Source organism: Polaribacter sp. 2305UL8-11 (assembly GCF_058147165.1).
In genome coordinates, this window is sequence record NZ_JBYVJW010000036.1 from 1 (window position 1) to 330 (window position 330).

General features: G+C 36.7%; 1 pseudogene. It reads right to left on the minus strand.

The annotated features are described in order from the left end of the window. Window positions 1-330: pseudogene (locus tag ACY2RW_RS16105) on the minus strand (aldehyde dehydrogenase family protein); the annotation flags it as partial.

A 330-nucleotide genomic window follows, 5' to 3' on the forward strand; every position in this document is an offset into this window, starting at 1 on the left:
ATTATAAGGCCCTAAACCCACAACAACTCCTAAAGGACCACGTCTTACATGCGCATAAACTCCGCTATTTTTTTGGACTTTAGCAGCATTTCTATCCATTTACTTATAATCTTCAATCGTATCGTAAATATACTCTACAGTTCTATCAAATTCTCTTTCTGAATCTGGTAAAGATTTTCCAATTTCCCACATTAATAACTTTATAACTTCGTCACGCTTGGTTTTCATTTGCTCTGCAAATTCTTCCATACATTCTATCCGGTCTGCAACTCTCATTGTTGGCCACAAACCTTTCCCTTTGTCATACGCTTTGTAGGCAGAATTTAATGC